This window comes from Halobacillus sp. SY10, from assembly GCF_045401165.1.
In the GTDB taxonomy this organism is placed as follows: domain Bacteria; phylum Bacillota; class Bacilli; order Bacillales; family Halobacillaceae; genus Halobacillus; species Halobacillus aidingensis.
In genome coordinates, this window is sequence record NZ_CP174345.1 from 984,345 (window position 1) to 1,009,544 (window position 25,200).

The following is a 25,200-nucleotide window of genomic DNA, read 5'->3' on the forward strand; positions in this document are numbered from 1 at the left end:
CAGGGCGATCGCCCTGGCGTTTTGTATGGAAATGTCTCTTTCAATATCCGACTTCTACTGCTGCGTTGACAATATACATGAGGTCATTTTTATCTTGTTTATCCTCTAAGACGATGCCACTCGTAGTGAGCATACCGCCTTCCAATACTTCTACGTTAACTTCCCCGTAAGGAATGGCTTCTTTGACTTGATCATAATCAATTTTGTCCAAGTCGCAGGGTAATGCTAATTTCACGTTAATTTTCATATTGTCTAAAGACTTTTGAGGAAGTACAGAACGGATTCCTGGCATGGAATTCGTATGTATGGCATTTTTGATGGCCCTAATTGAAGCTTTTGTCACATCTTGACCATGCACATCTGTTCCCATTCCAGTTTGAATAAACATCAATTGTTCCACTTATATTCCACCTTTTCTTTTTCTCCATCATAGCATAATGTGAAAAGCAACTACTTTGATTTCCATAGCGTTATCGCTATTCTTATATAAAAAGTCAGGGAGTAGTCCCTGACTTTTAGAAGATCAATATCCCACTTCTACAGAAGCATTGACCATATACATTTGGTCGTTATGATCTCCCTCTTCATTTAAAGTGATGCCACTTGTCGTGCGCATTCCGCCATCCATTAACTTGATTTCCACCTGCCCGTACGGAATCGCTTCTTTAATTTTGGTGTAATTTAATTCATCAATGTCGCAAGGTAAGGCTAGTTTGACAGTGGTTTTCATATTTTCCATAGATTCTTCTGGCAATGCTTCCTGGACACCCGGCATTGAATTTGAATGGATGGCATTCTCGATGGCGCGAACGGATGCCTTTGTAATATCTTGACCATGAACATCAATTCCAGTACCTGTCTGAATGAAGATTATTTGATCCATTGGCTAACCACCCTTCTAAATAAATTTTTGTTGCTTTACTAAGTGTTTAACACGTAATAAACGAAGTGAAACATGAAGAGTTTAAAGACAGTGGAAGGAATATTAACCGTCCATTGACACAATATTCTGTTCAACTGTATAATCTAATAATATAACCACAAAGCATACTATTTCGATAGGAATTATAATGATAAGGGTGAGGCATATTGTTTTTAAAGATGGAGGAAGTCGGAAAGACCTTTAACGATAAAGAAGAAGGCAGTTTTGAGGTCTTTTCTGAAATCGATTTGAATATTGAGGAGAATCAATTTGTTTCACTCCTAGGCCCCTCCGGATGTGGAAAATCGACGCTTCTTTCAATGGTTGCAGGGCTGGAAGACGTCACATCAGGTTCCATCCGGTTGGAGGGAGAAGAAATTAAGAAAGCTGGACCTGACCGAGGAATGGTCTTTCAACAACCGTCGCTTTTTCCATGGCTGAATGTAAAGGAAAATGTTCTTTTTCCTTTGAAGGGGCATGGGTCAAAAAAAGAGGCGGAAGAGAGAGCGGATCGTTTCTTACAGATGGTCCACCTCAGCAGATTTAAAGAAAATTACACCCATGAGCTTTCTGGAGGAATGCAGCAGCGGGTAGCGATTGCAAGAGCCCTTGCCATGGATCCTAAAGTGTTACTCATGGATGAACCGTTCGGGGCCCTGGATGAACAGACGAGACATATTCTGCATGAAGAACTGATGAAGATTTGGCAGGAGACACAAAAGACCATTCTGTTCGTCACCCACAGCATTCAGGAAGCGATTAAATTATCGGATCGGGTCGTCGTCATGGGTACACGACCAGGACGGATCATCGCTGACTTTTCCATCGACCTTCCACGGCCTAGGAAGAGGGACGATGAAAGAGTCATCGAGCTTGAGCGGAAGGTGATGGATTTGCTGGAAGGTGAAATCAATAAAGTATTGAGGGAAGAACTTCATGAAGCTAGCTATTAAGAGGATTGGATTTTTAGTTGTTGTTTTAGGTTTATGGCAGTTAGTGTATTCCATCGGTGTATTTGAAGATATCGTGTTTCCATCACCAATCAAAGTGGCCGGCGCTTTGTACGAAGGTTTTGCTGATGGTGATTTCATTAAAGCATTGGGCGCGAGTTTCCGTCATTTATTCATGGGCTTGTCCCTTGCTATTTTGTTTGGGACCGTAATAGGGGTCCTGCTCGGGAAATCGAAGCAGGCGGATGAAACGGCAGGAATGTATCTCATCGCCTTACAGAGTATTCCGAGCATTGTTTGGGTGCCGCTTGCGATCATGCTTTTTGGTTTTTCTGAATTTGCCGTTGTATTCGTTGTCGTCCTTGGAGGTACGTTCGTCATGGCTTTGAACGTACGGACGGCCATCTATAGTGTTCCCCCGCAGTTGGTCCGGGCTGCGAGGACGATGGGGACCAATGGAATTCCCTTGTTTTTCAGAGTGGAAGTTCCATCGAGTATTCCTTATTTTATGACAGGTCTCAGGCTCGCTTGGGCCTTCAGTTGGAGAGCCCTTATGGCTGGTGAGTTGTTAAGCAATGGACCTGGATTGGGTTACTCTTTACGGTACGCTCAGGATTATGCACGTATGGATCAAGTGATTGCTATTATTATTATCATTGGTGTCATTGGTGCCGTGGTCGATCAAGTGGTCTTTTCTAAGTTAGAAAGAAATGTAAGGAAACGCTGGGGATTATTGAAATCATAGATAGGAGATGAGGAGAATATGAAAAAGTGGTTATCCATTGTTGCACTTACTGTCATGAGTCTGGTGCTCGCTGCTTGCGGTAGTGATGATGCTGGAGCGAATTCTGAAGATGGTGGCAGTACAGAAGAAATTACGATTGGTTACTTTCCGAATATCAACCACGTAGCGGGTATGGTGGCAGAAACGAAGGATTTGTATGCTGAAACATTGCCGGACGGGACAAAAGTGAACTACCAATACTTCCCGGATGGTTCCTCGTTTATGACAGCAATCGAAACAGGTGACATCCAAGGAGGACTTGTAGGACCCGGCCCAGCGATGAACCACTTCACAAGTGGAGCGGAAGTCAATGTTGTTGCAGCAGGCTCAACGGGTGGTACAGTGATCATGGCTAGAGAAGGATCGGATATTAAATCTCCGGAAGACTTAGCAGGTAAGACATTTGTTTCACCAAGAGTAGGGTGTACACATGATGTGCAATTTGAAACGATGATGAAAGAGGAATTCGGCTTGACATCCGACCGTATTGATGGAGAAATGAAGCACGTCACAGGAAAACCTGCGACATATGCAAGCTTGTTTGAGACGAAAAATGTTGATGTGGCCACCGTTCCTGAACCTTGGGCATCTTCTATAGAGGAACAAGGAAGCGGTAAAGTCCTTGTCGACACCCAGGATGTTGCTTTTGGTGAAACATTGCCCGCAGCCGTGTTCGTCACTTCTCAAAAACTTGTGGATGAAAATCCTGATATGGTGGAAAGCATCGTAGAAGCTCACAAAAAAGCGACAGACTTTATTAATGAAAACCCGGAAGAAGCGAAACAGATCGCCATTAATAAAATCAAAGACATCACGGATCAAGAACTTTCAAAAGAAGTTATCGATCGTGCATGGGAGCGTATTGATTTCACGTATGAAGTGAAAGAAGAAAACCTTCAGAAATTCGCGGATGCTTCTTATGATCTTGAGTTTCTGAAAGAAAAGCCGGACTTGACTGGTCTGGTGGACACAAGCTTTCTTGATTGAATGAGGAAAGAGGCGGGGATTTCAACCGTCTCTTTTTTCTTGACTTCTTTTGATTCTTCTTTAAAAGGAATCAGCATGTGAAAAGCCAATATTATTTAAAACATCCCATTAGTTTTAGGAATTTAGGTCAAACTAAAAGGTACAGGAGGGATGCTCTTTGAAGCGCTTTTCAATCGTTTTTTTCATCATTGGAGTACTTATGATTTCAGGGCAGTCGGTTACGGCTGAAAGCGAATATAAAATTGTCCATAAAGATAAAGTGACGGAAGATTGGGAAGTCCATGTCGATTATCCAAGGTTTGAGCACTTGGAAAGTAAAGATCTTCAAGATACCGTTAATTTTCAAATCGTTCAGAAACTTGAAGATACGTTGAGAGACGTAAAGAGAGGGGCCGGAGAAATGATGGGTGTCCCTTATCTTTATTATGAAGAAACATCGGTATTTAAAGAAAAGACCTTTTATTCTATAGTGATGACCTCCCACATATCCAGGGGAAATCGCTACAATTCAACCGTCACTTCCATCAATTTTCAAGATGACCGAGGGGGATCAATAAAGAAGTTAAAAGACCTCGTGTATATCGATCGATTAAATAAGGAAGTGAAGAAAGCGTTGGAAGCTGATCCGGAGATGTATTTGCAAGAGCCGTTTGCTGGTGTAAGAGATAACACCGCTTTTTATGTGAAGGATGACCATCTTGTGCTCGTATTCAATAAATTTGAAGTCGCTGCTGGCGTCCATGGAACTCCTGAGATTTCAGTCCCTTTAAAAGGAATTCTTAAGGAAGAATTAGAGAAAAAAGTGCCTCCTTTACCTTCCTATACATTATCCACACATTGAATCGTGTATTAGTGCGTTTTTTAAAGGATATCCACATAATTAACATTTGGTGGAGGGAGTTTTACCCACAAAGGGATGCAGTTTAGAACCTCTGTATTTAGGCTGTTTAATCCGTTTACTCACATTGTGCACAACCTTGTGGATAATGTTAATAACATAAAAAGAAAAGAAGCATAAGCACTGCTTATGCTTCCAACATTTCTTCTTCATTTTGCTCTCCGTAGTAATGAAACAAATATTGATCTTTTGTAATGACATACAGGTCATAGACATCATCTGTGCGGTTGATCCAAGAAAACACTTCAGGATAAGCCTCGTTTCCAATGGATACATAGGGAATTTTAAGAGCAGCTTTCATCGAACGGACGTTGGTACGTCTGATTTTCATAAAAATAGCTTCTATATTCAATTGGAAAAACAATTCCTCAAAGAACGCTTCCTTGGCCATTTGATTGTATCCTTTGCCGAAATAAGGCTGACCGATCCATGTAGCTAAAAAGCCTTTGCTTTCCTGTATATCGAATAGGTTGATGGTTCCAATGGGCTGCCCCCACTCATCAAGGATGGTACGTGAAACCAATTCCCCCCGATCTTCAGCTTCTATGGTTTGTTTGGTCAAAAAGTAAAACTCGTCACTGGAAGATGCTTTGTGACGGACGTAAGGAAACACTTCAGGATGGCTCATCAACTCAAATAAAACCGGGGCGTCATGTAAGTCACGCTTTTTTAGCATAAAAAATCCCTCCTTGAATGAGGAGGGTGGTCCGAACGCATAGGAAATAGGCGTTCACTGGCCGGTTCGGACCACCCTCGAATTTTTATCAATTGCTCACAAAAATTCGGGGTGGGAATCGAACCCACTAGAACCAGTGTCATGACTGGTGGCGCACCATTTGCCTTCCCTACACCAAAAGCTTATAAAATATCATCTAAACTTATAATAATCCACTCCATCAAAAAAGTGAATAAAATCTTTGTAAAATGGACGTGGATTTTTTTACTAATTTTTAAAGTTCCTGTCGATCTGTTAAAACAGTAAATACAGCTAATCGTTCTGAATAAGTAGAAGCTTCATCATCATAAGGCCCTGTACATGTGATGAGGTTCAAATTGCGTGTGTTTGTGGGACCGAAAATTTCCCTGATGGGAGCATTTTTATAGGGATAAGATTCGATTCTGCTTACTTCAAACGTCAACTTGGTGTTTTCATCGTACACATGAATTTCATCACCTGGACTTAAATCCTTAAGGTCATAAAAAACGGCTGGTCCGCTATTTCCATCCACATGTCCTGCAATGACAGAGTTCCCCTGATTTCCAGGCATCGTCCCTGGTTCAAACCATCCGACATCAGTCAAGCTTTTTGGAACCGCCATACCGCCATCCGGTGTATAACCAAGAGCTTGAATCGAGGCATCCACGTCTATCGTAGGAATTTCAATCCGGTCAGGTGTGATGCCATATTGTTCGGAAGACGCATGAACAGCAGGCTTGTAATTTTGTTTAACTGGTGCCTTCTCTAATTGGTCCGTGACTATAGATTCCTTTTTAACTTCTACACCTTGGGTGCGTGTTGTTTCAGATGTAGAAAGAACCCTGGGGTCCTCTACAGGTTCTTCATTCAGCCATTGGAAACTGATGAAAAATACGAGGAGACCCAGGGCTAAAGGGAAAAGTTTTCTTACCATTTTTAGGCTTCTGAGCGTTTACGTGTCAGCATAAAGCCAGCACCCATGGCTAGTACACCTAGAAGAGCAGCATACATCCAAGCATTCGATGAGGAGTCAGCTGTTCCACCTAAACCAGTAGCAGGCATCATTGTCGGCATAGCGGCAGAGTCTTGGAGAAGCAATACTTCTGGGTTATCAGCTGTTCCAACAGCGAAAGCACTGTAAACTTTTCCTGCTTCAAGGTTTGTACCTGAAAGATCAATCAACTGTGTTCCATCTGTTGTACGTACTTCAAGGTCGTAGGAACCTGGATCAATTTCCATATAATCGGTGACCATTGGGAATTCTGCACCGGAGAATAAAGCATCTCCACCAATTGGACCTACATCAACGGCTGGTGCACCAGGAATAAAGTGACCGACACGGACTTTGGCCATACCTTCAGTTGCTTCCATAGAATCTTGGATGGCCTTCAATTGAATGTTTTCTAAGTTATCAATCGCTGCAGCTGTATAAGCCATACCTGCCTCTACATTCACTGTGGTAGAAATGACAGGATCTTGTTCACCTTTTGTTCCAGCTGCATAAATTTCTACGGTATGTTCGCCGGCCGGCACTTCCATGTAATCAGTAGCAGCTTTGAATTCAGCACCTTCAACAACAGCTTCATCATTCAAGTAGACATCAACAGCAGGGGCGTCAGGGGATGCGTGTAGAACGCGTAGCATGGCGTTCTGATCGTGACTGTCAGCCAACACAGAAGGTGCGAAGATTCCCAAGATCAATACAACAACAGCTAATGACGAAAACAATTTTTTCATGTTCCCACTCCTTAAAATTTTTTATATCCATTGCCGAGCGTTAGACCGGCAATTTCTACAATGGGGGTTTTCACAATGCGTTATGAAACTCTTGTGCAAGTTTTGTATATCAATCATATACACCCTTTGTACAACTTTCAAACCTTTGGCTATGCTCAATATGTTTTTTGGGAACATAGAAAAACACCGGAAAATCCTTCCGGTGTTAGAGTGCTTCACTATTCTTGGAAATATACCATTTTTCCGTCAATCATCGTCCATATGGGTTTAGAAAGATACTCGAATGGATGCCCGCTCCATAATACGAGATCAGCGTCTTTCCCTTTTTCAATCGAACCGACCCGGTCATCGACACCAAGGTTCTTAGCGGGGGTGATCGTGATCCCGCGAAGAGCGTCCTCGATGTCCAGACCTTCTCTAGCAGCGAGTGCTGCACAAATGTTTAAGTATTGTATCGGTGTATAAGGGTGGTCAGTTGTAATCGACACGCGGATTCCGTGATCATGCAAAATTTTATATGTCTGCCAAGTTTTATTTCTAAGCTCGATCTTAGATGATCTCGTAAAAGTGGGGCCGACAGAGACTTGTAATTCTCTACCTGCTAGTTGATCCGCAATCAAATGTCCTTCCGTGCAATGTTCGATTCTCAAATCGAGGTCGAACTCGTCTGCAAACCGTAAGGCTGTAATGATGTCATCCGCTCTATGGGCATGAATTCTAACAGGAATCTCTTTGTTCAATGCCATGAGAATCGGTTTTACACGAAGGCCGGGATCGGGATCTTTCATAGCTGCATAAAAGGTCTCCCTTAAGGTCCCCATAATGCCTAGTCGAGTGATGGAAGCATTTTTAGACTGGGAGTGGATTCGTTTAGGGTTTTCTCCTAAAGCAAGTTTTAGGCCTGCCGTCTGTCTGAGAATCATATGATTAATCGTATGTCCTACCGTTTTGATAACAGAGGTCGTACCACCGATCATATTTGCGCTCCCGGGCATGATATGGGCTGTGGTAACGCCCGCTTTCCTCGCGTTAAAAAATGCAGGGTCAAGAGGGTGGGCCCCGTCGATTGCTCTCAGGTGTGGGGTTACGGCCTCAATCGTTTCATTTGCATCACTGCCAGCCCAGCCCGTTCCCTCATCATAAAGGCCGAGGTGGGTGTGGACATCAACGAATCCCGGGTATAAATCCAACCCTTTGCCATCGATAAATTCTGCTTGCTTCGGTAACTCGATGTTTTTACCGTAATCGTGTATTTTTCCGTCAACCACATGGACATATCCATTTTTTATAGAAGGAGATGTAATGGGGTGGATATGGACATTTTTTATAACAGTGTTCATAGACATACAGCCTTTCCCTTCGATATACCATTATTATACTTTAAAAAAGCCTTTTGGATAACAAAAATGAGCAAAGCTTAGCTTTGCTCATTGCAAGTTTACTTATTTAAAACGGATGAGAGTGCAGCTTGTAATTCTGGGTAGTGAAACGTGTACCCAGAGGCCATCGCTTTTTTTGGAATGACACATTGTCCATCTAATAGAAGTGTACTCATATCTCCTAGTGCAGCTTTCAGAGCAAAGGAGGGAGCCGGAATCCAATGGGGGCGATTCAATACATCCCCAAGGGTTTGGCCGAAATCTTTGTTTCTTTTCGGGTTGGGGGCTGTTCCGTTTAAAGGGCCGTGAATATCTTTGTTTTGGATTGCGAAATGAACAAGCCCGATCACATCATCGATATGGACCCAGGACATCCATTGCTCTCCTGAACCTAAATTACCACCGATCATCATTTTATAGGGGAGGGTCATTTTAGGAAGAGCTCCTTCTTCTCCTAAAATAATGCCGAAGCGGACATAGACTGTCCGAACCCCTTTTTCGGCTGCTTGTGAAGCGCGAGCTTCCCATTCCTCCACAACATTGGCTAGAAAATCATTCCCGGGTTCGGTTGTTTCTTCTGTGAATGTCTTGGTTTTTGATTGTCCGTAATATCCTACAGCGGAGGCGTTAACGAGCACTTCCGGCTTTTCTGGCAGTGCATCGATCAAGTATAATACGCCCTCTGTCGATTTGATTCGACTTTCTAAAATGGACTGCTTTCTTTCCTCTGTCCAACGGCCACTGTTCAATGATTCCCCTGCTAAATTCACAATGGCATCAAGAACAGGAAGTTCTTTTTCTGGATGGAATTCCTCTTTCAACCAACCGACATAAGTCACTTGATTCGTGCCTTTGTACTTCTTCGGACTTCGTGTCAATATGTACACGTCATGCCCTTCTTGTACGAACTTCTCTTTCAATTGGGTACCAACAAAACCAGTACCTCCTGTGATGGCGATTTTCATGTTCATTCCTCCTGTGAGTGTGAGGTTGTCAATAGTTTACTCCATTTGGTTCGGTTTGACGATACGCAAGCCGAATTCCATGATAAAATATGGTCAAAGAGGTGAAGCGGATGGCTAAACTTACGAAAATTACGACACAGAAAAAACATAAGAATCGATACAATATCTTCCTGGATAAAGGAAATGGAGAAGAGTACGGGTTCAGTGTTGATGAAGACGTTCTCGTGAAATATCGTCTCCAGAAGAACATGGAACTTGATGATGCTTTAATCAACGCACTGATTCAGACCGATACGCTTCATAAATCTTATACCCTTGCGATCAATTATTTAAGCTATCGCATGCGTTCGGAAAAAGAGATCCGTGATTATTTGAAAGACAAAGAGACGGACCCGGAGCATATCGAAGAAATCGTTTCACGGTTGAACAAAGAACGATTGTTGGATGATCAGGAGTTCGCAAATTCCCTGGTGAGAACAAGAATCATGACTTCCAGCAAAGGGCCGCTTCTTTTGAAAAAGGAATTGCTGGAAAAAGGGGTTTCTGCTGTGAAAGCGGATGAAGCCATCACTCATTACTCTTTTGATAAGCAATATGATAAAGCGTTGAAATTTGCGGAAAAGAAATTGAAGAACGATGGCCGGAAATCTTATCGTCAGCAAGTTCAAAATGTACAACAGACGCTGATGCAAAAAGGATTTCAGGGAGACGTCATTCAAGAAGTCCTTGCTAACTTGCCGGAAGATGAGGATGAAGACACAGAATGGGAAGCAGTCATTTATCAGGGGGAAAAGCTACTTCGCAAATTTAAGTCCAAAGCTGAAGGGTATGAATTGAAGCAGAAAGTCAAATCCGGTTTATACAGGAAAGGTTTTACATTCGATCTTATTGATCGTTTTATCGATGAGTATGTGAAGGAATAAAAAAAGAACAAGCCGTCTGACTTAAATGTCAGCCGCTTGTTCTTTTTTACTCAAAAGTCCTTTTTTATCCAAGTCCTCAATCGCCTCATGCACATGATCGACAACTGTACTTGCTTTTTCCTTCACCTGATCATGAGCTGTTGACATGGCATAGCTGTGAGGGGTCATTTCAAACATGCTCAAGTCATTGAAAGAATCTCCGACACAAGCGATTTCTTCGGGTTGAATGCCGAGGCCTTCAATTAACTGCCTGAGTCCGCTTTGTTTGTTGATCGATTTAGGCATCATATCGACACATGTTTCATGAGAAATGAAACTGTCAATTTCTTCTCCGAATGTCTCTTTAATCCTTTCGGCAGCTTTCATGACATCGGCTTCTTTCCCGTGCAACGCAATTTTTGAAGGGATAATCGTTTGGCCGACCTGTTCATTCAATTCAGGTTTGACGATGATCTCGTGAAACATCTGTTCAGAAATCATATCCACAAAAGCGTTCGATTCTTTCGTGAACGTTTCATCTGCTGTAGAAACTGTTTTAATCATCGGTTCTTGGTCGATGGTCTGAATGATTCGTTGGGCAAGTTCTGATTCAAACGTTTTGGCATGAATTGGTGTATCTTCATCGTTGAATACAAAAGCTCCATTTTGACTGACGCGATGACCGTTTACACCTACACGCTTTAGAACCTCTGCAATTTCATGGTCCATACGTCCGGAGGCGACAGCAAGAGGGGGACCATCTTCCACCATTCGTTTCAATGCATCAATATCTTCGTTTTTAATATAATGATCGACACCAAGAAGGGTACCGTCCAGGTCTGTGACAAATAGTTTGATCATTGTTTCGTCTCCTTTCTCTGCGGGGCTTTTCCCAGCACCTAAATGATTGTACACGACGTAATCGCTTTCACACAAAGAGGAAAGCTTATTCCTTAGCCTTCCACTTGTAAAAAAAACAAATCAAATATAGGATAGAGGTTATGAGATGACTGAAAACGCTTTTAGTGTAATTTAAGTGGGGGACCATTATGGAAAAGCAGATAAAGATAAAAAAAGTGCTCAATAATAATGTAGTCATTGCTTCCCACCCAACTTATGAAGAAGTGGTATTAATTGGGAAAGGAATCGGTTTTAACCGGAAGAAGGGAGACGAAATTTCTTCCGAAAAAGCCGACAAGACATTTTTACTGAGTAATGAACAGGAAAAAGAACAGTATATGAGTTTATTGCCGTACATCGACGAGAATTTGATTGACTTCATGAGTGATATCCTCCATCACGTCGAATCGCGAATGGGACAAGAGCTCAACCAACATATTCACGTCGCGCTGACGGATCACCTTGCATTTGCAATCAATCGAGCAAAAAAGGACCTTCAGTTCTCGAATCCATTCTTACTTGAAATTGAATCCCTTTATCCGAAGGAATATCAAATTGCGATGGAAGTCGTGACGATGATTTACGATAAAATGGGCATCCAGTTTCCAGAAGGAGAGGTAGGGTTCATCGCTCTTCATATTCACAGTGCGGTAACGGACAAGACATTAAGGGAACTCAACCGCCATAACCAGCTCATCACACATCTTGTGCAGCTTGTTGAGGATACGATGGACGTTCAAATTGATAAAAAGAGTGTGGACTACCACAGACTTGTTCAGCATTTGCACAGGGCCATCGACCGGGTTTATCAAGATGAACACGTGGGAGACGAAATTCGTTTGGCTAATATGTTGAAAGAAGAATATCCTGTGTGCTATAATTTAGCATGGAAATTGATAAAAGTGATGCAAAAGCAACTGAATAAGCCTGTGGATGAGTCGGAAGCGATTTATTTGACGATCCATTTGCAGCGTTTAACCCATAAAACCTAAAACGTACGTGTTACTGACACGATCAGGCATGAGTACATGAAGGTGAAGTGGTTATCATAGGGATAGGACTATCCTTATGGAACCCATTCACCTCTTGTGCTCATGTTTTTTTATTGTCCTGCTGGTGAATAGTGGGACGAGCTATTATCCATAATCGGCGTCCTCAATAGGACGCTTAATGTTCCTTTGTTGTTGAAAACGTTTTATTTTTCTGACAAATGGATTTTATGGGGCCAGAGGCTTGCGTCACAAAATAAAAAGGAGGAAAACATAATGTTCAAGAATGCTTTCGGCACACTGCAAAAAGTTGGTAAAGCCTTGATGACTCCTGTCGCACTTTTGCCTGCGGCTGGTATTCTTCTTGCTTTTGGTACAAGCTTTGCTCAAGACAACTTTGTTGATAAAGTGCCATTCTTCGGAACACCTTGGGTTCAGACACTGCTGCAAGTAATGGCTGAAGCCGGAGGAATTGTATTTGACAACTTGCCGTTGTTATTCGCTGTCGGTGTTGCCATCGGCTTAGCAAAAGGGGATGGGGTAGCAGGTCTTGCTGCCATCATCGGTTATTTGATCATGAATGTGGTTATGGGGGTACTCGGTAATGTTGATGCCGATATGACCTCTGATCCTGCTTATGCGGAAGTCCTCGGTATACCGACGCTTCAAACAGGAGTATTTGGCGGTATCATCGTTGGTATTTTGGCCGCTGCTCTTTATAACCGGTTCTTCAATATTGAATTACCGCAGTTTCTCGGGTTCTTTGCCGGGAAGCGTTTCGTACCAATCATCACCGCTTTTTCATCCCTTTTCTTAGGGATTATCATGCTGTGGGTATGGCCATTTGCTCAAACAGGATTGAATGCTCTTTCACACTTAATGTTGGAGGGGAACCAGACCGTTTCTGCTTTCTTCTTCGGGTTGATTGAGCGTTCCTTGATTCCATTCGGCCTGCATCACATTTTCTATTCACCATTCTGGTTTGAATTCGGTTCTTACACGAACGCTGCCGGTGAGATTGTCCGAGGAGACCAAACGATCTTCTTCGAACAGTTGAGAGACGGTGTTGAATTTACTGCAGGAACATTCATGGTTGGTAAATTCCCATTCATGATGTTCGGTCTTCCAGCTGCTGCACTTGCGATTTATCACACAGCAAAACCTGAACGTAAAAAAGTGGTCGGAGGAATCATGGCTTCTGCAGCCTTGACTTCTTTCTTGACAGGTATCACAGAACCAATTGAGTTCTCTTTCCTATTCGTTGCGCCACTATTGTTCGCGATTCACGCTGTATTTGCTGGTTTCTCCTTCATGGTAATGGAGATTCTTGGCGTTAAAATTGGACAAACCTTCTCAGGTGGTCTGATTGACTTCATTCTGTTCGGTGTTCTTCCAAACCGTACCGACTGGTGGTGGGTCATCATCGTTGGTCTCGTATTCTCTGTGATCTACTACTTTGGTTTCCGTTGGGCAATCCTCAAGTTCAACCTGGCGACACCTGGACGTGAAGATGAAGCAGAAGATGCAGATGAAGATGGCGAAGTCGGCGATCTGCCGTTCGAAATTCTAGAAGCGATGGGTGGACAAAAGAATATCGCCCACTTGGATGCATGTATCACTCGACTACGTGTTTCCGTGAATGATAAAAATGATGTAAACAAAAATCGCTTGAAAAAACTTGGTGCTTCCGGTGTAATGGAAGTCGGTAACAACATCCAGGCCATTTTCGGACCAGTATCCGATACCTTGCGTGGCCAAATGCAAGACATCATTGATGGGAAAACACCAAAATCAAGAGAAGATGCTTCTGAAATGAAGAACGCAGAAAAAGCTGCAGAAGCGCCGGTCACTGATGGTGATCTGGAATTTGTAAGTCCTATCAAAGGTAAGATCATGCCAATCACAGAAGTGCCGGATCAAGTATTCTCTGGTAAGATGATGGGCGATGGCTTTGCAATTGAGCCGGAAGATGGTAATATTGTTTCACCGATTAATGGTAAAGTCCTGAACGTATTCCCTACAAAACATGCCATTGGCCTTGAAGCCGAAAACGGCATGGAAATCCTGATCCACATCGGAATCGATACGGTCGGATTAAAAGGGGAAGGATTTACAGCTAAGATCTCTGAAGGAGACGAAGTGAAGCAAGGTCAGGCATTGATGGAAGTGGACCTGGATTACGTGAAAGAAAATGCTCCATCCATCGTAACGCCGATTGTCTTTACGAACCTTCAAGAAGGACAGTCTGTAAACATCAAGGCATCAGGTCAAGTCAATCACAATGATCCAGACATCATTGAAATTAACGAATAAAGAGGAGAGTTTAACATGGCAGAACAAACAATGAAAATTACAGCAGCTGACGGTGTACACGCACGTCCAGCAACAGCACTTGTACAAGTAGCAGGGAAATACCAATCCGATGTAAACATCGAGTATAAAGGTAAATCTGTAAACATGAAGTCCATCATGGGCGTCATGTCTCTAGGAATCCCGAACGGTGCAGAAGTAACGTTCAAGGCGGAAGGTTCTGACGAAGCGGAAGCTGTAGAAGCTGTTGTAGCAAAAGCAAAAGAAGAAGGTCTTGGAGAGTAATCTCACTGATCATAAAAAAAGGGCTTGCCGTTGCGGCAAGCCTTTTTTATGTACGTATTGAGATCGCGCCAAAGGACGGGTGGACCGCGCTAAAGAACGCGTGTACCGGTCCAAATAGGCGCTCGTTTCATATTTAAAAGCAATTGTTCTCTTTTTACGATTAGCGATCGATGAAAATTTCGTTTCGACCGTCATCCTCTGCAAAGATTTGTTCAGCCACAAGTTCTGGACCTTTTAACTTATCTGGATTTGCCACATGCTCCGTCTCGTTCCAAAATGGAGTGTTCATACCCCCCATGTATATGGCAGTCGCTGTCATAGGTGAGTCTTCCCATTCTTTGTGCAGGCTCTCAGTAAATCCGCGTACAGCAAATTTACTTGCACAGTAGATGCTTTCATTCTTCTTTCCGCGTAGGCCGGCGGTTGAGATGATGTTCAATACACGACCCTCTGTGGATTCTAACATCGGAAATGCAAGTTGGGTGGTCAACATGGTCCCTTTGACGTTTGTGTTGAGAAGTTGATCTATCTTTTCTTCGGTATAGGAGGATAGCTCCCCGAAATGTCCAAGACCAGCGTTGTTGATCAATACATGTAAGGAATCGATCTGTTTAACAGCTTCTTTTATTGATGATTGCTCCGTCACATCACAAATGAGAACCTCTGCTTTTCCGCCTTGTTTTATAATATCGTTTTGAGTGACCTGTAAATGCTCAGCCGTTCTTCCTGAAAGGAATACCTTATAATCGTTCTTTGCGTAAATCAGGGCAAGAGCACGTCCCAAGCCTGTTCCGGCTCCTGTAATCCAAACATTCTTCATCCTCATCTCTCCTTATCTGTATTGCTTTATATTCATTGTGAACAAACCCTGCTAGAATGTAAAGAGAGCTTCAATAGAGGAGGTTTACTTTATGGAAAAAAGATATAGTGAATATACACAAGAAGAGTTGCGCCTTGAAATTGCGGAGTTGACTGAAAAAGCTCAAAAGGCGGAACAATTAGGAATGGTAAACGAATTTGCTGTTCATGAACGGAAAATCATTATGGCTAAATCCTATATGATGAACCCGGGTGATTTTAAAGCTGGGGAAACCTACGAAATTGATGGAGATCCGGAGCACACGTTTTATATTGAATATATGAACGGCGTGTTTGCATGGGGATACAGGAAAACTAAACAGGGGGAGAAAGCAAGCGACGACGAAGAAGCTTTGCCGATTTCTATGTTAGGGCACAAATTGGACGACATTTAAAGAAGCCGGGCACGTATACACGTGCCCGGTATTTTTAGTTACGTTTACGCATTTGGATTTCAGTGATTTGGTCTGCTTGCGTTTGTTCTGTTTCCCCATTCACACGGCTGCTTAAATGTTTGATGCTGCGGTGTGAATAGTTGGCAGAGGCCTTCGATTTGAAATTACGTTTACCCATGGTAATTCCTCCCTACATCGTTGACATCACGATGTCTCGATCTAGCCGCTCTCTCTTGAGGTTTGCTATTGATCGTACCGTCTGGACGCTTCGCGAGATATTCGCTTTGATCATCCGGTGCATGCGTCATTTTTACATTAGGGAAATTCTTTGCCTTATTACGCATCAGTTACCCTCCTCAGGAGTCTCAATGAAGAGACAATATTAGTATGTACCTTCTTTGCGTCTGTATGTGTTACAATTGCAGTGTAAACATTGCCAAATATGGAGTGGTCACATGAATGAAATATACCAGCGTTTAGCTGAAAAATTATATGAGAAGAATCCGGAACTTACGATAGACGAAGCAAGAACATGGGTGGAACTTTTATGGGAAGATTTTGAATCAACAAGAGCAAAAGCTGGGCATGATTACCAAGGGAAACAGGTGACTGAACAGATTGTCGTGCAGTGGATCCACCATTATGGCCCGAAGCTTCATGAGTTTGTCGCTACAAATCCCAAATACAAAAAGATGCTTGAGAAAAAAGGGTATTTCCATTAAAAAGCACAGGATTTGAAAAGGAGCCTCTCATCTTGAGAGACTCCTTCTTTATGTTTTCCTCCCGCTTACAATACGTTCACATGGGGCTTACTTTGTTTTGAAGTTTTTCTTCTGTAAACACCCATCCTGTATAGGAATTGAGAATTTTTAAATTGTCTCCATGCTCATCATCAATTTGAGCCAATGCAACAAACGGGTAACGTCCCCGTGAGCGATACCGAAGATCAATGAACCTTACTTCTGTATATTCATCATAGTAGCTCATCTCGTACCTGTACACGGGAGAAAATGATAAAAAGGCTTTGATGTTATGATCGGTCAAAGCTTTTTGAATGACGGGATCTTCATAATCGATTGGTTTATTGGTGAATGTATCAAGGATAGTTAAATGTCCGTTTTCCGCCCTTCCCACGTAATAATGAGTAGGCGTAGTGATGGCAATCCTCCAAACATTTTGCTTCATTGTAGGGGAGGTCGCAATTTGTTTAACATCCTTGATGTTTTCATGAATCAGACGAACAAGTTCTCTTTTGTCAAAGTACCTTTTCAGGTAATAGAGTGCGATGACAAAATATATGATCAGCCATAAAGTTCCGGGGTTTGCCCCTAAGTTCCATGCGACAATCCCTGCAATGTGAAGGGTGAAAATATACGGATCGAATGTATTAATGAACCCATAAGCGACCCATCTTTTGGAAATAGGGCGATACGCTTGGGTACCATAAGCATTAAATACATCAACGAACACATGCAGTATGACAGCAAGAAAAGTCCAAAGCCAAAGGTGCAGAAAATTCACCTCAGGAGTGAACAGATAAATGATGCTGGGAATGCTGATCCCCCAGAGCATCACAGCAGGAATGGAATGTGTGATGCCGCGGTGGTGCCGAATGTAGACCGCATTGTTCCTTAATTTTAGTACCGTGTCTGAGTCGGGCGCCTGTGATCCGATCATTGTTCCTATTAGAACAGCATTGAAAAGATCGGGGTCTGCATTAACAACAGGATCAAGCGTAGCCAGTCCCCCTAAGGCGACGCCCATGACGACATGTGTGCCTGTATCCAAGTTCCATACCTCCTTTGGCAGGTCGGACATTCCAACAGTAGTTTATCACGAAGGGTGAAGAAAGATGAAAAGAGCCGAAAGAATTAAACATATTTTAAATAACTTCGACAAGGAATCCTACAGAAAGGATCTGATTCATTGGTTTAAAGAAGAGCAGCGGATTCTCCCATGGAGGGAAAATCAAGATCCTTACCGTGTGTGGGTATCAGAAATTATGCTCCAACAAACACGTGTTGATACGGTCATTCCCTATTTTAATCATTTTATGGATAAGTTTCCTACACCTGACGCTTTAGCCCAGGCAGATGAACAGGAGGTCTTGAAAGCGTGGGAGGGCTTAGGATACTATTCCCGTGCGCGAAATTTGCAAAACGCTGTGAGAGAGGTTGTATCTGAGTACGAGGGAGTCGTTCCCGCTGATGCTGAAGAATTAGGCAACCTTAAAGGCGTAGGACCCTATACGCGAGGGGCTATTTTAAGTATAGCCTATGATATACCGGAACCGGCTGTGGATGGGAATGTGATGAGGGTCCTATCCAGAATTCTTCGTGTTGAAGATGACATTAGCAAACAAAGTACGAGGAAGCTTTTTGAAGGGCTTGTAAAAGAATTGATATCTGATGAGGATCCCTCTTCTTTTAATCAGGGATTGATGGAACTTGGGGCCCTTGTCTGTACACCCAAAACCCCTTCCTGTATGCTATGTCCAGTCCAAGAGCACTGTAGAGCCTTTGATGAAGGAGTGGAAACAGAGCTGCCGGTTAAAGCTTCTAAAAAGAAACAGAAGAAATCTCCATATTTACTGCTTCTCGTGCAAAACGAAAAGGGAGATGTACTTATAGAGCAAAGACCGGACACAGGTCTGCTCGCTTCCTTATGGCAGTACCCGATGGTTCCTCTTGAAGACGTAGGTCATGAAGCGGTTGCAAATTGGTTTTATGGTGAATATGGTTTGAAGGTGGAAGTTGGGGAATCTGTGGATCGCATCAAACACGTATTTTCTCATTTGATATGGGAAATGGAAGTCATCAAGGTTACTGTAAAAGAAGGAACGCTTGACCATGAGCGTGCAATATTCATTGCACCTGAAGACATGGAAGACTATCCATTTCCGGTGTCCCATCAGAAAGCACACCCTCATATTAATCGATGACAGGATGAGTGCCGCTGGTCCAAGTAGCTTCTTGCTGCTCCAAGCCGCCGCGGCGCTTAATTTCTTCATTGATTTCACGTAAAAGGGTGATTCCTTCCGAGTTCAAATACGGAGAAGACTGTGAAAGTGCATAGTGAAAGTAACCAAGCTCTTTTTCCTGCCACTTTTGTTTCGGTTCCATAGATAAAGCGGATAAATCTCGTCCTACATACATACCATTTCATCCTCCTTCTTAGATACTTTATGTACATCTGACCTCCTCATACATGTAAAAAGTCACCTAATAAAACGTAACAAACTTGTAACTTAAATGTAACGTAACCATCCAATCCTTTATGTGACAAGGATAAGACAAAAAATGACCTCGTTTGGCGAAGTTTTAGACTATTTACAATTCGGTGTCATTTGTGAATAATTAGTAATAGAACATAACGATTATCCATTTTGACTTATACCATACATATGAGAGGGTTTTATAGATGAATAAAACGAAAGTGGTAACCGCTGTCTGTGGGTCTTTGATTGGAGCGTCATTGTGGGGGAGTTCCGTTTTTGCTGATGAATTACATAAAGTCAAATCCGGGGAAACATTATGGAGGATCAGCACGAAATACGATGCATCCGTTTCCGAAATCAAATCATGGAACAAACTTGATTCAAATCTTATCCGTGTAGGACAGACCTTGGTCGTCGAAAAGGGGACTGATGCTGCACCACAAACACAGCCAGAAAAGACAGAAACCGTTTCAGCCACTACTTATAAAGTGCAGAGTGGAGATTCTCTATGGGCCATTGCTAAACGTTATGGTTTGTCGGTGTCAGAACTGAAAGAGTTGAATGGATTGACAAGTAACGTGATTTATTCGGGGCAAAATTTAACCGTCACAGGAGAAGTGAGTCCAAAACCATCCGCTCCTGTTAAAAAAGGAACGTCCGAGGAACAGAAGGCTGAGCCAAAACAAGAAACAAATGATACATATACGGTAAAGAGTGGAGATTCCTTATGGGTGATTGCTACTAAATACGGAATTTCTGTCTCTCATCTTAAGAACTTGAATGACCTATCCAGTAATGTTATTCATTCAGGGCAAAAGTTAAAAGTGGCCGGTGAAGTCACTCCTTCACCGACGCAAACTTCTACGAACAATAACACCGCGTCAAGCTCTGGTCTTATAGCGGAAGCGAAAAAGCATATAGGCACACCATATCAGTGGGGAGGTACAAGCCCGGCAGGATTCGATTGCAGTGGTTTCCTTCAATACGTGTTTGCTCAGGAAGGCTTAAGCATCCCACGTACCGTTGCATCTATATATGCAGATAGCAGAATGGATTCTGTAAGTGGTTCAAATCGTCAGGTTGGAGATCTTGTGTTTTTTGAAACTTATAAGCCAGGTGCTTCCCATGCCGGGATTTATGTAGGTAATAACAGTTTCATCCACACTGGATCTACAAATGGTGTTGAGATTAGTTCATTGTCCAGTAACTACTGGAGTCAACGTTATATCGGTACGAAAAGATTATCCCATTAATCCAAAACCGCTCTTTTTAAGGAGCGGTTTATTTTTTGAGAAGATTTTTGAATGAAAATCCCATCTCCTGTGCACAATAATTTTTGCGGAGGTGATAAACATGGCTAAGCAACCGAAACAAAACAAAACAGCAGCTGGTACAGACGTTAACCACGTGAAACAACAAAACCAACAAGCTGCACAAGGGAAATCCCAATACGGTGCTGAATTCGCTCAACAAACTGACGCTCAGCACGTACAGCAGCAGAACCAAAAATCTCAGGCTAAGAAAAAATAACCTGAGTCGTTGGTAGGTTGGCCAGGCTGCCTTTTAGCCTGTATCAATCCCCCGATTGAAGAAGTCGCCCCTTTAGCGGGCGGCTTCTTTTATTTACATATCTTTATAATGTTATTCAACAATATGGCAGGTTTCTTGAAGACTTGATTTCGAGATGTTTCGGGTTTCGTTTGCCGTATTGAGCGGTGGGGGTGGCTGGGAAGCAACTCGCTTTCCTGTGGGGGAGCGCCGAGCTTCCTCGGACTACGTCCTGCGGGATCTCGCCTTTCTCCTTCTCCCACGGGAGTCTCGCAGCTTCTCAACCACCCCGTTCGATGCAGGAGGAAACGAACCCCTTCACTGTGAGAGGGTGCCTTCCACTATCCTGGTGTTTTAAGCATAAAGCGCACTATAACAACCTTTTAGCATACGTAATAGCGTCCTTGGGAGTTGATTCCCCTCCAATTACCATGTGCATAATAGCAGCTTATTCCAGATGTGGTTTCGAGATCCTTATATGGCAAAGGGGCGGAGGGGAATGGCGAGACTCCTGCGGGAAAAAAGTGCATGGTGAGACCCCACAGGACGCAGTCCGAGGAGGCTCACCGCGCTCCCGCGGAAAGCGAGCTATTCCCCGCAGCCCCTATCCACTCACCAAAAGTCTCGAAACTGAGTCTTCCAGAATAGGGAGCTATTGTGGAAGAATGGGGATGTTTTGTTCGTGATACTCTTGGCTCTGGTCCAATTGTTTTCAATCCACTTCATTTGTCGTTATAATAGGTAGAAGGTGAAATGGAATAGAAAGGGAAGGGGGGATTGTATGCCCGGCCCAGAAGCAGGTAAACGGATAGAAATCCAGAGCTATAAGCACAATGGGCAGTTACACCGAGTTTGGGATAGTACCACAATATTGAAAGGGACAAGACATGTGATCATCGGTGCCAATGACCGTACGGAAGTAACAGAAAGTGATGGCAGAAGATGGATCACCAGAGAACCGGCCATCTGTTATTTTCACTCTAAATATTGGTTCAACATTATCGGTATGTTAAGGAATGATGGAGTATATTACTACTGCAATATTAGTTCTCCCTTCGTTTATGAAGATGAAACCATTAAATATATTGATTATGACCTTGATGTGAAAATTTTCCCTGATATGACCTATAAAATACTCGATGAAGATGAATATGAAATTCATAAAAAACGGATGAACTATCCTCATGTGTTGGATCGCATCCTCTATAACAACATTGATATTTTAATCAGATGGATTCGTCAGCGTAAAGGACCGTTTTCTCCAGAATTCATCGATCAGTGGTATGAAAGGTACTTAACGTATAGATAATGACCGATTGCGCACTTATAAAAAGTGCGCTTCGTTGTTGTTTGAATGGTTTAGAAAGAAGGTGTTGTTTTGGACAGTATAAAAAGGTATTTGCGATTTGTGCAGCCTTACAAAGGGAAAATCATCCTCACTGTACTTATAGGAATCGTTAAATTTTCTATCCCTTTGTTAATGCCGCTCATTATTAAATATGTCATTGATGATATCATCAATGCGGAAGACATGACTCAGGCAGAACGACTGGATCAATTGTTTCTCATTTTAGGTGGAGCCTTTCTCGTTTTCCTCATCTTGCGCCCGCCCATCGAATACATCAGACAATATTTGGCGCAATGGATTGGGAGTAACATCTTATATGATATTAGAGAGAAGCTTTTCGACCATATCCAACGTTTGAGTTTACGCTTTTATTCTAGAACGAAAACAGGGGAAATCATCTCCCGTGTCATTCATGATGTGGAGCAAACGAAAACGTTCGTCATTACAGGCCTTATGAACATTTGGCTGGATATGATTACGATTGTCATCGCGATCATTATTATGTTGACGATGGATCCGTGGCTGACATTGGTATCTATTGCTTTGTTCCCTTTTTACGGCTTTGCGGTCAAATATTTTTATGCGAGGTTACGAAAGCTTACCCGCGATCGTTCACAGGCTCTTGCAGAAGTTCAGGGACATTTGCATGAACGGGTACAGGGGGTTCCTGTAACGAGGAGTTTCGCTCTGGAGGATCATGAACAGGAACAGTTTGATGTGAAGAATAAGAACTTCCTGGATAAAGCGATCACCCATACAAACTGGAACGCCTACACCTATTCTGTGACCAATACGATTACAGATCTTGCTCCATTATTAGTCATTGCCTTTGCGGGGTATCAAGTCATTACAGGTTCCCTGACCGTCGGTACAATGGTTGCTTTTGTCGGATATATGGATCGGGTGTATAATCCACTTCGGCGCCTCGTGAATTCAGCGACCGTGCTTACACAATCCATTGCTTCCATGGATCGTGTTTTTGAATTTGTGGATGAAAAATATGACATTGTCGATAAACCGGGGGCAAAGAAAATGGAACACGTGAGAGGCGATGTCAAAGTAGAGGATGTCTCCTTTCGATATGATGAAGAAGATCCCCTCGTCCTTAAAAATGTTAACTTGGACATTAAACAAGGAGAGACCATCGCTTTTGTCGGCATGAGTGGTGGAGGAAAGTCGACATTGATTAGTTTAATCCCTCGCTTCTACGATGTCACTGCAGGTCGAATCTCTATTGATGGAACAGATATTAGAGACTTTGAAGCCAGGTCTCTCAGAGATAACATCGGAATGGTGCTGCAGGATAACATCCTCTTCAGTGAATCCATTGCGATGAATATACGAATGGGGAACCCGGAAGCCACCGATGAACAGATGATCGAGGCTGCTAAAGCGGCTAATGCCCATGACTTCATCATGGAGCTTCCGAATGGCTATGATACGTTAGTCGGTGAAAGAGGTGTGAAATTATCTGGTGGTCAAAAACAGAGGGTGGCAATCGCGCGGGTATTCTTGAAAAACCCACCGTTACTCGTTTTAGATGAAGCGACTTCTGCTCTTGATTTGGAAAGTGAGCACCTTATTCAAAATGCTCTTGAACGTTTAGCTTCTGAACGGACAACATTTATCGTGGCTCATAGACTTTCTACTATCACCCATGCGGACCGGATCGTCCACATCGAGAATGGTGAAATCGTAGAGGTCGGTTCTCACCAGGAGTTAATGAAGAAGCAGGGCCATTATTATGACCTGTACCAAGTGCAGGAACTGGATGATCATAAACAAGAATATATGGGAACGTAATCAAGAGCTCAAGGTTCAAAACCTTGAGCTCTTTTTATCGTTCTTGCATGAAGAGATTTTCAATAATATGTGAGTCTTACAGAATGGGGAGCTGTGTTGGTAAAGGGGATAAAAGAAGCCGAGTATGCTAGGCATACTCGGCTTTGGGCGTCTATTTTTCTGATGTTTGGATAAAGTCATCTTGATGGTGCGCCTGGTAACTTTTCAGTAACTTCTTGAGTCGCTCTAACTGATAGTGGTATTCCATCAATTGCGAGGCAAGGGGAAGGAATACCAGTTTATCAGGATTGTTGCTTTTTTCATAAACGCTCATCAGTCGTTCAACGAGCAAAGGGATGTCAGGTTCTTCAATGCGTCTCAAAGATTGTTTGTGAGTATTCTTGATACGTCCCTTAAGACTCAGAATTAATTTTTCATGTGCATTGACTAATTTATCGAGCTCTTGTACAACGGCATCTTGAAACTGTTCTGGAATTTGTTCAATTTTGTGTTCCAATCGGTAAAAAGCTTTCAGGACATCGAAAGATTTTTTTGTTGTTGTAATCAATTGACGGAAGAGCACCATTTTTCTTCCTTTAGAGAAGTGACTCCCTTTGAAATAAGTTCTTTCTTCTGAATAAAGAAGATAGGTATGGTCAATCCAACGCATATCGTCCTGGATTCTTGTGATTTCATATTTAAGGGCAGGTTCATCGGATAAGTTTCTTGTAGTCACTCTCAGCCATTGCAAAATATCGTTGGTTGCACGGTCAATTTTCGTAAATAGCCTTGTTTCATATCGCGGTGGGAGAAAGACAAGGTTGACGATAAATGCCGCGAGAATACCGAGCAGCATGGAAGTGAACCTGGAACCTGCGAAGTATAAAAAGGTTTGGTCCGTCGAATCCATCAGGGCAATAACAGCTACAACGGCTAGGGCTATCGTGTTTTCGTTCATTTTTAATGTCGTTGTCATCCCGATGACAAGAATGATTGCAAAACCTACGATGAACGGGTCGTTGCCGAGGGTAAAGACGGCAATAATGGCAATCAACGCACCAATTGTGTTTCCTTGTACTTGCTCAATGATGGATTGATAAGATCGATAAATGGAAGGTTGAATGGAAAAGACGACAGCGATCGCAGCGAGTAGAGGGGAGACGAAACCGATCAAATGCCCGATATAAAGGGCAATCCCTACAGCTAATCCTGTCTTCATCATTCGTGCGCCTAATTTCATGGAAGTCATCATCCTTTAACCGTAAAAATATCTTATTAAGAAAAATCGTACAAAAGAGACTTTTATATTGAAAAGCCGGATGTTCCCATTATACATCATTTTATATG

29 protein-coding genes are annotated in these 25,200 nt (G+C 42.7%); 15 read left to right on the top strand and 14 right to left on the bottom strand.

Annotation, left to right across the window (positions count from 1 at the left end):
- Positions 1-40: 40 nt before the first annotated feature.
- Together ACJA3J_RS04935 and ACJA3J_RS04940 are read right to left on the bottom strand one after the other, a co-directional pair.
- A complete protein-coding gene (locus tag ACJA3J_RS04935; protein WP_089653835.1) occupies positions 41-400 on the bottom strand; it encodes a Lin0512 family protein in 360 nt (119 codons plus the stop codon).
- A gap of 123 nt (positions 401-523) precedes the next feature.
- Complete coding sequence (locus ACJA3J_RS04940; protein WP_089653833.1) at positions 524-883, bottom strand: Lin0512 family protein; 360 nt, start codon at positions 881-883, stop codon at positions 524-526.
- A 206-nt stretch (positions 884-1,089) separates the two neighbouring features.
- Here ACJA3J_RS04940 and ACJA3J_RS04945 point away from each other — a divergent pair, with 206 nt between their 5' ends.
- The 4 genes from ACJA3J_RS04945 to ACJA3J_RS04960 all read left to right on the top strand — a co-directional run bounded on the left by ACJA3J_RS04945 (position 1,090) and on the right by ACJA3J_RS04960 (position 4,484).
- Positions 1,090-1,875, top strand: a complete 786-nt coding sequence (locus ACJA3J_RS04945; RefSeq protein ID WP_089653831.1) for an ABC transporter ATP-binding protein — start codon at positions 1,090-1,092, stop codon at positions 1,873-1,875.
- A complete protein-coding gene (locus ACJA3J_RS04950; RefSeq protein ID WP_089653829.1) occupies positions 1,859-2,617 on the top strand; it encodes an ABC transporter permease in 759 nt (252 codons plus the stop codon). The genes ACJA3J_RS04945 and ACJA3J_RS04950 overlap by 17 nt, the downstream gene beginning before the upstream one ends.
- Positions 2,618-2,635: 18 nt before the next feature.
- A complete protein-coding gene (locus ACJA3J_RS04955) occupies positions 2,636-3,643 on the top strand; it encodes an aliphatic sulfonate ABC transporter substrate-binding protein (RefSeq protein WP_115894701.1) in 1,008 nt (335 codons plus the stop codon).
- Positions 3,644-3,800: 157 nt separating this feature from the next.
- Positions 3,801-4,484, top strand: a complete 684-nt coding sequence (locus ACJA3J_RS04960; RefSeq protein ID WP_244157229.1) for an RsiV family protein — start codon at positions 3,801-3,803, stop codon at positions 4,482-4,484.
- 184 nt (positions 4,485-4,668) lie between these two features.
- Here the strand turns inward: ACJA3J_RS04960 and ACJA3J_RS04965 are convergent, their stop codons facing one another.
- From ACJA3J_RS04965 to ACJA3J_RS04985, 5 genes are all read right to left on the bottom strand, one after another.
- On the bottom strand, positions 4,669-5,217 hold the full coding sequence (locus ACJA3J_RS04965) for a GNAT family N-acetyltransferase (RefSeq protein WP_089653825.1): 549 nt from the start codon (positions 5,215-5,217) through the stop codon (positions 4,669-4,671).
- Positions 5,218-5,491: 274 nt separating this feature from the next.
- Positions 5,492-6,172 (bottom strand): class F sortase, encoded by a 681-nt coding sequence (locus tag ACJA3J_RS04970; RefSeq protein WP_089653823.1) that lies wholly within the window; start codon positions 6,170-6,172, stop codon positions 5,492-5,494.
- Positions 6,173-6,174: 2 nt separating this feature from the next.
- The gene (locus tag ACJA3J_RS04975; protein ID WP_115824013.1) at positions 6,175-6,975 is read right to left on the bottom strand and encodes a DUF4397 domain-containing protein; all 801 of its coding nucleotides are present in this window, start codon (positions 6,973-6,975) and stop codon (positions 6,175-6,177) included.
- 218 nt (positions 6,976-7,193) lie between these two features.
- The gene (locus tag ACJA3J_RS04980) at positions 7,194-8,315 is read right to left on the bottom strand and encodes an amidohydrolase (protein ID WP_406946274.1); all 1,122 of its coding nucleotides are present in this window, start codon (positions 8,313-8,315) and stop codon (positions 7,194-7,196) included.
- A 98-nt stretch (positions 8,316-8,413) separates the two neighbouring features.
- Positions 8,414-9,319, bottom strand: a complete 906-nt coding sequence (locus ACJA3J_RS04985; RefSeq protein WP_406945680.1) for a TIGR01777 family oxidoreductase — start codon at positions 9,317-9,319, stop codon at positions 8,414-8,416.
- A 110-nt stretch (positions 9,320-9,429) separates the two neighbouring features.
- Between ACJA3J_RS04985 and recX the strand changes: the two genes are divergently transcribed.
- Positions 9,430-10,242, top strand: a complete 813-nt coding sequence (gene recX, locus ACJA3J_RS04990) for a recombination regulator RecX (RefSeq protein ID WP_089653816.1) — start codon at positions 9,430-9,432, stop codon at positions 10,240-10,242.
- Positions 10,243-10,263: 21 nt separating this feature from the next.
- Here the strand turns inward: recX and ACJA3J_RS04995 are convergent, their stop codons facing one another.
- Complete coding sequence (locus tag ACJA3J_RS04995; protein WP_089653815.1) at positions 10,264-11,082, bottom strand: HAD family hydrolase; 819 nt, start codon at positions 11,080-11,082, stop codon at positions 10,264-10,266.
- Positions 11,083-11,270: 188 nt separating this feature from the next.
- Here ACJA3J_RS04995 and glcT point away from each other — a divergent pair, with 188 nt between their 5' ends.
- The 3 genes from glcT to ACJA3J_RS05010 all read left to right on the top strand — a co-directional run bounded on the left by glcT (position 11,271) and on the right by ACJA3J_RS05010 (position 14,705).
- Positions 11,271-12,113 carry a glucose PTS transporter transcription antiterminator GlcT gene (glcT, locus tag ACJA3J_RS05000; protein WP_089653813.1) on the top strand — a complete coding sequence of 281 codons (843 nt, stop codon included), beginning with the start codon at positions 11,271-11,273 and terminating at the stop codon, positions 12,111-12,113.
- A 273-nt stretch (positions 12,114-12,386) separates the two neighbouring features.
- Positions 12,387-14,423, top strand: a complete 2,037-nt coding sequence (gene ptsG, locus ACJA3J_RS05005; RefSeq protein ID WP_406945681.1) for a glucose-specific PTS transporter subunit IIBC — start codon at positions 12,387-12,389, stop codon at positions 14,421-14,423.
- 15 nt (positions 14,424-14,438) lie between these two features.
- Entirely contained in the window at positions 14,439-14,705 is a 267-nt protein-coding gene (locus tag ACJA3J_RS05010) for a phosphocarrier protein HPr (RefSeq protein WP_089653809.1), read from the top strand.
- Positions 14,706-14,865: 160 nt separating this feature from the next.
- On the opposite strand, the gene ACJA3J_RS05015 is transcribed toward ACJA3J_RS05010, so the two are convergent.
- Positions 14,866-15,525, bottom strand: a complete 660-nt coding sequence (locus tag ACJA3J_RS05015; protein WP_089653806.1) for an SDR family oxidoreductase — start codon at positions 15,523-15,525, stop codon at positions 14,866-14,868.
- 91 nt (positions 15,526-15,616) lie between these two features.
- On the opposite strand from ACJA3J_RS05015, the gene ACJA3J_RS05020 reads away from it, so the two are divergent.
- The gene (locus ACJA3J_RS05020; protein ID WP_089653805.1) at positions 15,617-15,958 is read left to right on the top strand and encodes a YfhH family protein; all 342 of its coding nucleotides are present in this window, start codon (positions 15,617-15,619) and stop codon (positions 15,956-15,958) included.
- A 34-nt stretch (positions 15,959-15,992) separates the two neighbouring features.
- Here the strand turns inward: ACJA3J_RS05020 and ACJA3J_RS05025 are convergent, their stop codons facing one another.
- Positions 15,993-16,136, bottom strand: a complete 144-nt coding sequence (locus ACJA3J_RS05025; protein WP_115824006.1) for a YpzG family protein — start codon at positions 16,134-16,136, stop codon at positions 15,993-15,995.
- Positions 16,129-16,305 carry a small acid-soluble spore protein K gene (gene sspK / locus ACJA3J_RS05030; protein WP_370632777.1) on the bottom strand — a complete coding sequence of 59 codons (177 nt, stop codon included), beginning with the start codon at positions 16,303-16,305 and terminating at the stop codon, positions 16,129-16,131. Before sspK ends, ACJA3J_RS05025 begins: the two co-directional genes overlap by 8 nt.
- 108 nt (positions 16,306-16,413) lie before the next feature.
- On the opposite strand from sspK, the gene ACJA3J_RS05035 reads away from it, so the two are divergent.
- The gene (locus ACJA3J_RS05035; RefSeq protein WP_089653800.1) at positions 16,414-16,680 is read left to right on the top strand and encodes a YfhJ family protein; all 267 of its coding nucleotides are present in this window, start codon (positions 16,414-16,416) and stop codon (positions 16,678-16,680) included.
- A 76-nt stretch (positions 16,681-16,756) separates the two neighbouring features.
- Here the strand turns inward: ACJA3J_RS05035 and ACJA3J_RS05040 are convergent, their stop codons facing one another.
- Positions 16,757-17,746: a metal-dependent hydrolase gene (locus ACJA3J_RS05040; protein WP_406945682.1), complete on the bottom strand. Its 990-nt coding sequence runs from the start codon at positions 17,744-17,746 to the stop codon at positions 16,757-16,759.
- A gap of 64 nt (positions 17,747-17,810) precedes the next feature.
- Here ACJA3J_RS05040 and mutY point away from each other — a divergent pair, with 64 nt between their 5' ends.
- Positions 17,811-18,899 carry an A/G-specific adenine glycosylase gene (gene mutY, locus ACJA3J_RS05045; protein ID WP_406945683.1) on the top strand — a complete coding sequence of 363 codons (1,089 nt, stop codon included), beginning with the start codon at positions 17,811-17,813 and terminating at the stop codon, positions 18,897-18,899.
- On the opposite strand, the gene ACJA3J_RS05050 is transcribed toward mutY, so the two are convergent.
- A complete protein-coding gene (locus ACJA3J_RS05050) occupies positions 18,889-19,113 on the bottom strand; it encodes a cytosolic protein (protein WP_089653794.1) in 225 nt (74 codons plus the stop codon). The genes mutY and ACJA3J_RS05050 overlap by 11 nt on opposite strands.
- 265 nt (positions 19,114-19,378) lie before the next feature.
- On the opposite strand from ACJA3J_RS05050, the gene ACJA3J_RS05055 reads away from it, so the two are divergent.
- From ACJA3J_RS05055 to ACJA3J_RS05070, 4 genes are all read left to right on the top strand, one after another.
- Positions 19,379-20,428: a LysM peptidoglycan-binding domain-containing protein gene (locus tag ACJA3J_RS05055; RefSeq protein ID WP_406945684.1), complete on the top strand. Its 1,050-nt coding sequence runs from the start codon at positions 19,379-19,381 to the stop codon at positions 20,426-20,428.
- A gap of 100 nt (positions 20,429-20,528) precedes the next feature.
- Positions 20,529-20,705 (top strand): gamma-type small acid-soluble spore protein, encoded by a 177-nt coding sequence (locus tag ACJA3J_RS05060; RefSeq protein ID WP_089653790.1) that lies wholly within the window; start codon positions 20,529-20,531, stop codon positions 20,703-20,705.
- 799 nt (positions 20,706-21,504) lie between these two features.
- Positions 21,505-22,032 (top strand): DUF402 domain-containing protein, encoded by a 528-nt coding sequence (locus ACJA3J_RS05065; protein ID WP_089653788.1) that lies wholly within the window; start codon positions 21,505-21,507, stop codon positions 22,030-22,032.
- A gap of 69 nt (positions 22,033-22,101) precedes the next feature.
- On the top strand, positions 22,102-23,874 hold the full coding sequence (locus tag ACJA3J_RS05070; protein ID WP_089653786.1) for an ABC transporter ATP-binding protein: 1,773 nt from the start codon (positions 22,102-22,104) through the stop codon (positions 23,872-23,874).
- 151 nt (positions 23,875-24,025) lie between these two features.
- Here the strand turns inward: ACJA3J_RS05070 and ACJA3J_RS05075 are convergent, their stop codons facing one another.
- Entirely contained in the window at positions 24,026-25,093 is a 1,068-nt protein-coding gene (locus ACJA3J_RS05075; RefSeq protein WP_115894712.1) for an aromatic acid exporter family protein, read from the bottom strand.
- Between the last annotated feature and the right edge of the window lie 107 nt (positions 25,094-25,200).

Coding starts and splice junctions, on each gene's coding strand:
- ACJA3J_RS04950 (WP_089653829.1), top strand. CDS start 1,859: ATGAAGCTAGCTATTAAGAGGATTGGATTTTTAGTTGTTGTTTTAGGT.
- glcT (WP_089653813.1), top strand. CDS start 11,271: ATGGAAAAGCAGATAAAGATAAAAAAAGTGCTCAATAATAATGTAGTC.
- ACJA3J_RS05035 (WP_089653800.1), top strand. CDS start 16,414: ATGAATGAAATATACCAGCGTTTAGCTGAAAAATTATATGAGAAGAAT.
- ACJA3J_RS05015 (WP_089653806.1), bottom strand. CDS start 15,525: ATGAAGAATGTTTGGATTACAGGAGCCGGAACAGGCTTGGGACGTGCT.
- ACJA3J_RS04980 (WP_406946274.1), bottom strand. CDS start 8,315: ATGAACACTGTTATAAAAAATGTCCATATCCACCCCATTACATCTCCT.
- ACJA3J_RS04975 (WP_115824013.1), bottom strand. CDS start 6,975: ATGAAAAAATTGTTTTCGTCATTAGCTGTTGTTGTATTGATCTTGGGA.
- ACJA3J_RS04970 (WP_089653823.1), bottom strand. CDS start 6,172: ATGGTAAGAAAACTTTTCCCTTTAGCCCTGGGTCTCCTCGTATTTTTC.
- ACJA3J_RS04985 (WP_406945680.1), bottom strand. CDS start 9,319: ATGAAAATCGCCATCACAGGAGGTACTGGTTTTGTTGGTACCCAATTG.
- ACJA3J_RS05010 (WP_089653809.1), top strand. CDS start 14,439: ATGGCAGAACAAACAATGAAAATTACAGCAGCTGACGGTGTACACGCA.
- mutY (WP_406945683.1), top strand. CDS start 17,811: ATGAAAAGAGCCGAAAGAATTAAACATATTTTAAATAACTTCGACAAG.
- ACJA3J_RS05055 (WP_406945684.1), top strand. CDS start 19,379: ATGAATAAAACGAAAGTGGTAACCGCTGTCTGTGGGTCTTTGATTGGA.
- ptsG (WP_406945681.1), top strand. CDS start 12,387: ATGTTCAAGAATGCTTTCGGCACACTGCAAAAAGTTGGTAAAGCCTTG.
- ACJA3J_RS05020 (WP_089653805.1), top strand. CDS start 15,617: ATGGAAAAAAGATATAGTGAATATACACAAGAAGAGTTGCGCCTTGAA.
- ACJA3J_RS04955 (WP_115894701.1), top strand. CDS start 2,636: ATGAAAAAGTGGTTATCCATTGTTGCACTTACTGTCATGAGTCTGGTG.
- ACJA3J_RS04940 (WP_089653833.1), bottom strand. CDS start 883: ATGGATCAAATAATCTTCATTCAGACAGGTACTGGAATTGATGTTCAT.
- ACJA3J_RS05025 (WP_115824006.1), bottom strand. CDS start 16,136: ATGGGTAAACGTAATTTCAAATCGAAGGCCTCTGCCAACTATTCACAC.
- recX (WP_089653816.1), top strand. CDS start 9,430: ATGGCTAAACTTACGAAAATTACGACACAGAAAAAACATAAGAATCGA.
- ACJA3J_RS05075 (WP_115894712.1), bottom strand. CDS start 25,093: ATGAAATTAGGCGCACGAATGATGAAGACAGGATTAGCTGTAGGGATT.
- ACJA3J_RS05050 (WP_089653794.1), bottom strand. CDS start 19,113: ATGTATGTAGGACGAGATTTATCCGCTTTATCTATGGAACCGAAACAA.
- ACJA3J_RS04965 (WP_089653825.1), bottom strand. CDS start 5,217: ATGCTAAAAAAGCGTGACTTACATGACGCCCCGGTTTTATTTGAGTTG.
- ACJA3J_RS04995 (WP_089653815.1), bottom strand. CDS start 11,082: ATGATCAAACTATTTGTCACAGACCTGGACGGTACCCTTCTTGGTGTC.
- ACJA3J_RS05060 (WP_089653790.1), top strand. CDS start 20,529: ATGGCTAAGCAACCGAAACAAAACAAAACAGCAGCTGGTACAGACGTT.
- ACJA3J_RS05065 (WP_089653788.1), top strand. CDS start 21,505: ATGCCCGGCCCAGAAGCAGGTAAACGGATAGAAATCCAGAGCTATAAG.